The sequence below is a fragment of the Frankia sp. AgKG'84/4 genome, assembly GCF_023242965.2.
Taxonomy (GTDB): Bacteria; Actinomycetota; Actinomycetes; order Frankiales; family Frankiaceae; genus Frankia.
Window position 1 is genome coordinate 1 of sequence record NZ_JALKFU020000370.1, and the last position, 5,266, is coordinate 5,266.

Sequence of the window (5,266 nt, forward strand, 5' to 3'; positions counted from 1 at the left end):
GGTCCGGGGCGGCCCGGGCGATCAGCGCCAGCGAGCTCGGCAGCAGCAGGGCGCCGGCGATACCGAGCAGTGCGCGCGCCGCGATCAGCATGGCGGCGCCGGTCGCCGCCGCGCACAGCGCCGACAGCACGGCGAAGCTGACCAACCCGGTCAGGTAGACGCGCCGGCCACCAAAACGGTCGCTGGCGGCGCCGGCGGTCAGCAGCACCGCGGCGAACGTCAGGGTGTAGGCGTTCGACACCCATTGCAGGCCGTCCAGACCAGCGTCCAGGGAACGCCCGATGGCCGGCAGGGCGATGGTGACGACGGTGGTGTCGAGCAGCACCATGAAATAGCCGAGTGACAGTCCGAGCAGCAGCGCCCGGCCCGGCCCGCCCCCCGGTGCATGCCCCGGCGGTGCCGCGGCGATCTGGCCGTCGATGGTGGTCATGTCTGATTGCTCCGTCCGATACGGCAAAGAGGAACCGCCCCCGCCGATCTCGGCGCGGGGTGGGAATATCTCGACGGCCCGTCGGACTCACCGTATGAAGCACCCGGCGAACAGGGAAACGGGAAGAAGCGATACTGACCATCGGCAGGCGCGAAACATCGCCCACCGAACCGGCGAAGGGATTTCTGGTTCATGGAGCTGCGCCACCTGCGGACGTTCCAGGCGGTGGCCCGCGGCGGGAGCGTCACCCGGGCCGCCGCCGAGCTGCACTACGCGCAGTCGTCCGTGTCCGAGCAGGTCCAGGCGCTGGAGACCGAGCTCGGCGGGGCGCTGTTCGAGCGGGCCGGGCGCCGCCTACGCCTGACCGCCGCCGGCGAACGCCTCCTCGGCTACGTCGACCAGCTGCTGGCCCTGCTCGACGAGGCACGAGCCGCCGTCACCGAGACGTTCGACGAGCCGACGGGCACCGCGACGATCGGCGCCCTGGACACCCTGTGCGCCGCCCTGCTGCCCGCCGTGCTGACCGACTACCGGGCCCGTCATGGCCGGGTCGCCGTCACCGTGCGCCAGGGACGCACCGGTGAACTGCACGAGGCGGTGCGCGGCGGCGACCTCGACGTCTGCTTCACGTTCGGCGCCCCGCCGACCAGCGCCGGCGTGTGCTGCGAAACAGTGCGGGAGGAGACCCTCGTCGTCGTCGCCCCGGCGGGTCACCGGCTGGCCGGCACCGGCCAGCTCACCCTCGACGAGCTGCGCGGCGAGCCGTTTCTCGTCACCGAGCGGGGCTGCGGCTTCCGCGACATGTTCGACCGTTCCCTCGGCTCGATCGCCGGTCAGGCACCCGTGATCGCCGCCGAGGTCGCCAGCATCGCCGCGCTCGGCGGCTGCGTCGCCGCGGGCATGGGCCTGGCGATCCTGCCCGCGCTTGCCGTCGCCGACCGCCTGGCCCGCGGCGAGGTCGCGGCCCTGCCGATCGAGGACGCCCGCTTCCACGTCCCGGTCACCATGAGCTGGGCCCAGCGACGCGAGGACCGGCCGAACGTCGCCGCGCTGCTCACGATCGCGCGGACAATACTGCGCGTTCACGAACGAGTAGAGGCTGGCTTTCCCAGCACGTTCTCGAAATAGCCGGGGCCGGACCGGGGAAGAATCTCCAGCGCGGTGGTGTAACGAAGGGTTTCGGTTTCCCAGGCGTGATAGCCGCTGATCCAGGCGGTCAGGCCGTCGACATAGGTGGCCACGGATTCACGCTGCTCACCGGACAGCGCGAGGTGGGCGCACATGAGCGGGACCTCGCCGGCCAGCTCCTGGAATCGGGCGCAGCGCCGGTGCACTTCCTCCCGAGCCGCGGCGATGGCCTGCGCACGGGTGCACTGCCGGGTGTGTTCGAGGACCAGGACGAGGTTGTCCATGTCCCCGCGCGCTTCCTCCTTCTCGAGGGAGAACACGTCGTTGCACATCAGCGTGATGTCGATGGCGATCTCCCGCATAAGCCTCAGCTGCGGGCTGTGGAACACGGCGGCGGGCAGGGTGAGGCCCGCCGCGCGCTCTCCCAAAGACAGCGGCAGCGCGGTACCCGCGATGCCCCGGCGGACCTCGAGGTACTGCTCCAGGTCGGCCGGCACCCCGCGGCGCCGGCTGACCGCCTCGTGGGCGTGCGCGGCGAAGTAGTACTCCCACTCGCCGGTGACGCGGGCCACCCACCCGGCGCAAGCACCGTCGGTGCTGCGCCGCCAGAGGTCCGCGAACGCGGCCGAGCACGGGTTCCGCTCCTCGCCAGAGCGCTGCCCGGTGCCGTGCACGATGTCGATCAGACCCTGACACACCCGGGCGACCTCATCGGGCGCCAGGCCCAGCGGTCCATCAAGCTGATCATCGAAGACGAAGAAGAACGCCATCACGTCGGTACACAGCTCCAGCCCCGGACCGGTGGCGTCAGGAAAGCCGTAGGCGGCGAGCCGCGGCATATCCCACGAGGTGTACCAGTCCACCGACCGTTCGCCGCCCACCAGCCCGTACCGACGGACCCAGTCGAGATTGCGGCGGACCACGCTCTCCATACCCTGGTGAACGCGAAGCGGGAACGGCAGGTCAAAGGCGACGTCCTGCGGCATGCATCCTCCACCCACCGGCCCGCCCACCGACCTCACCTCAGATATATCCTGCAGCGGCCCGCCAGGTCCGGTCATTGTCAGATGTCCAGTGGAAACACTCCCGGCGAGACCCGTCCTGTCCTTGACCGCCCCGGGGTGCGAACCTCGATGATCGGGGCATGACCGTCACCGCCTTCGACCCGCGTCGCCTGCTCGCCGAGAGCCGCCTCGGGGTTCTCGCGACGCTGCGGGCGGACGGCCGCCCGCAGCTGTCCCCCGTGCAGCCCTTCTTCGACGAGCCGGCCGGCGTCATCCTGATCTCAACGCGCGAGGGCCTGGCCAAGACCGCGAACCTGCGCCGCGACCCCCGGGCGGCGCTGGAGGTCACCGGCCCTGACGGCCGGTCCTGGGCCACCGCCGAGGGCACGGTGACATTGGTCGGCCCCGGCGACGACCCGCACGGCCCCGAGGTCGAGGCGCTCGTCGACTACTACCGCGCCGCCGCCGGCGAGCACCCCGACTGGGACGAGTACCGCACGACGATGGTTCACGACCGCCGGGTGCTGCTCACCCTCACCGTCGACCACGTCTACGGCCAGTGCCTCGGCTGACCGCCGACGCCCCGAGCGGCACTCGGCCCGCAACGCCGATCATGATGTTCCGCGGCGCACCGGAGGCTGGTCGCGCGGCGCTCGACGCGGTGCCTGCCCACTGAGCAGAGGTGCGGCCGGCCGGGCGCCCGTTGGTCGGACTCGCCGACACCGTCGACGGTCCGGGCGACCCGAGGGTGGCCGGTGACGGGTGCGGTGTGATCGTGATCCCCGCTCTGGCCGCGACTCGGATCAGTTCCTTCGGGTCGACCATCGCCTGGGAAAGATCGCTGGGAACCGGGTCCTGACCCAGCCGCGTAATGATGGCGTCGGGATCACGCCGGGAACCTGAATGCGTCGCCCGGACCTTTACGACTTCCCCGACAGCCATGCCCGCGGATTGCCATAAAAGCCCACCAAAGACGATGTCGGCCGGGATATTTCAGGAAAGCCGGGTGGGCGGGGCACTGCGCGGGCCGCTTCGTCGGCACTGGTGCTCGCACCGGTCGCCGGCAATGATGCGGGCATGCAACACGATCCGGCCGTGCCAGGCGCGGGGTCCGCCGGCGTGCGCGCCGGGGTCGACCGAATGCCGGCATCGCGGTGGTGGGAGCCGTGGGAACTGCGCGCGGAGTTCTCCCGGCGGCTCTCGGAACTGTACGGACGGGAGGTGCCGGCCTATGCGACGCTGCGCGCGGTGTCCCGGGAGATCAACGCCGAGGTGCTGGAGTCTCGCGGCGCGGACGCGCGGCGGCTGGGGGCGGTCGGCCGGGTGGGCGCCGAGCGACACGGCGCGGTCCGGGTCGGCACACCGCGGGAGATGAACCAGGTCGGACGGCTGTTCGCCGCGATGGGGATGCATCCCGTCGGGTTCTACGACCTGCGCGACGCAGCCGCCAGCGCGGTGCCGGTGGTGTCGACGGCATTTCGCCCGGTCGACCCCGCCGAGCTGGCCCGCAACCCGCTGCGGATGTTCACCTCGCTGCTCGTCCCCGGCGACCGCCGCTTTTTCACCGCGGAGCTGCGGCGCCGGCTGGAGGCGTTTCTCGCCGCCCGGACGCTGTTCCCACCACGGCTGCTGGAGCTCGCCGACCGGGCGATCGCCGGGAACGGGCTCGACGCGGGCGACGCCGAGGAGTTCCTGACCCTGGCGGCGGACGCGCTGCGGTTGTCCCGTGCACCGGTCGACCGCGCCTGGTACACCGAGCTGGAGCGGGTGTCGGCGGTCGCCGCGGACATCGGCGGGGTGCGCGCCACCCATCTCAACCACCTCACTCCCCGCGTGCTCGACATCGACGAGCTGTACCGGCGGATGGGCGAGCGGGGCGTGGAGATGATCGACGCGATCCAGGGTCCGCCGCGCTGGGCCGGGCCGGATCTGCTGCTGCGGCAGACCTCGTTCCGGGCGCTGGCCGAGCCCCGCCGGTTCCGCCACGCCGACGGCACGATCACCGCGGGGACGCTGCGGGTGCGGTTCGGCGAGGTCGAGGCTCGCGGCATCGCCGCCACGCCGCGCGGGCGGGAGCTGTACGAGCGGCTGTCCGCCGACGCGGACCGCCTGGCGGCCGAGGCCGCGCGGGGCTCGCCGGTGAGCGCCGCCCACCGGGCCGAGATCGCCGCTGACCTCTGGAACCGGCACGTGCCAGGCAGCGAGTCCGAGCTGGCACGCGCGGATCTGGCCTACTTCACCTACACCGCGACCGACCGTCGCCCTGCCGGACCCCCACCGGCAAGGCTGCGCGACCTGGTCGAGCAGGGCTGGGTCCGCCAGGACCCGATCGTCTACGAGGACTTCCTCCCCCGCTCCGCCGCCGGGATCTTCCAGTCCAACCTCGACGGCGCGGGCAGCCGTGACGCGGACCAGTCGGGCGCCGCGCTCGACGCCGGCTGGCTCGCGGAGGTCCTCGACCGCGCACCGCATGATCCGTACGCCCTGTACGACGACCTGCGCCGGACGTCCCTGGACCGGGCCGCGGAGCAGCTCGACCTCGCCCATCATATCGATGCCTCTCCCTCATCCGACTCTTCGCCAGGAGCGCCCGCATGAGCACCGCCGTCGCCAGCTCCGTCGCGCTGCCCCGCACCGCCGATCTGCGCACCCGCGCGTTGGACGCGCTGCGCCGCTGCGGCGCCGACCCCGCCCGCGGCGGGAC

Annotated in this window: 5 protein-coding genes; 3 read left to right on the forward strand and 2 right to left on the reverse strand. The window is 72.2% G+C overall.

The genetic code is table 11. The features are described 5' to 3' along the window. Nucleotides 1-430: MFS transporter (locus tag MXD58_RS19225; protein ID WP_250609677.1), on the reverse strand; the 430-nt coding region annotated here is incomplete at its 3' end. A gap of 192 nt (nt 431-622) precedes the next feature. Between MXD58_RS19225 and MXD58_RS19230 the strand changes: the two genes are divergently transcribed. After that, nucleotides 623-1,558, forward strand: a complete 936-nt coding sequence (locus MXD58_RS19230; protein ID WP_248840933.1) for a LysR family transcriptional regulator — start codon at nt 623-625, stop codon at nt 1,556-1,558. Here MXD58_RS19230 and MXD58_RS19235 read toward each other — a convergent pair. Further along, a complete protein-coding gene (locus MXD58_RS19235; RefSeq protein WP_248840932.1) occupies nt 1,513-2,544 on the reverse strand; it encodes a terpene synthase family protein in 1,032 nt (343 codons plus the stop codon). The genes MXD58_RS19230 and MXD58_RS19235 overlap by 46 nt on opposite strands. A 158-nt stretch (nt 2,545-2,702) precedes the next feature. On the opposite strand from MXD58_RS19235, the gene MXD58_RS19240 reads away from it, so the two are divergent. Next, nucleotides 2,703-3,134 (forward strand): PPOX class F420-dependent oxidoreductase, encoded by a 432-nt coding sequence (locus MXD58_RS19240; protein ID WP_248840931.1) that lies wholly within the window; start codon nt 2,703-2,705, stop codon nt 3,132-3,134. A gap of 568 nt (nt 3,135-3,702) precedes the next feature. Beyond that, entirely contained in the window at nt 3,703-5,160 is a 1,458-nt protein-coding gene (gene hglS, locus MXD58_RS19245; RefSeq protein ID WP_250609678.1) for a 2-oxoadipate dioxygenase/decarboxylase, read from the forward strand. The last annotated feature ends 106 nt before the right edge of the window (nt 5,161-5,266 follow it).

Excerpts from the sequence above, each read along its gene's own strand:
- MXD58_RS19230 (WP_248840933.1), top strand. The coding sequence starts at position 623 with ATGGAGCTGCGCCACCTGCGGACGTTCCAGGCGGTGGCCCGCGGCGGG.
- MXD58_RS19235 (WP_248840932.1), bottom strand. The coding sequence starts at position 2,544 with ATGCCGCAGGACGTCGCCTTTGACCTGCCGTTCCCGCTTCGCGTTCAC.
- hglS (WP_250609678.1), top strand. The coding sequence starts at position 3,703 with ATGCCGGCATCGCGGTGGTGGGAGCCGTGGGAACTGCGCGCGGAGTTC.
- MXD58_RS19240 (WP_248840931.1), top strand. The coding sequence starts at position 2,703 with ATGACCGTCACCGCCTTCGACCCGCGTCGCCTGCTCGCCGAGAGCCGC.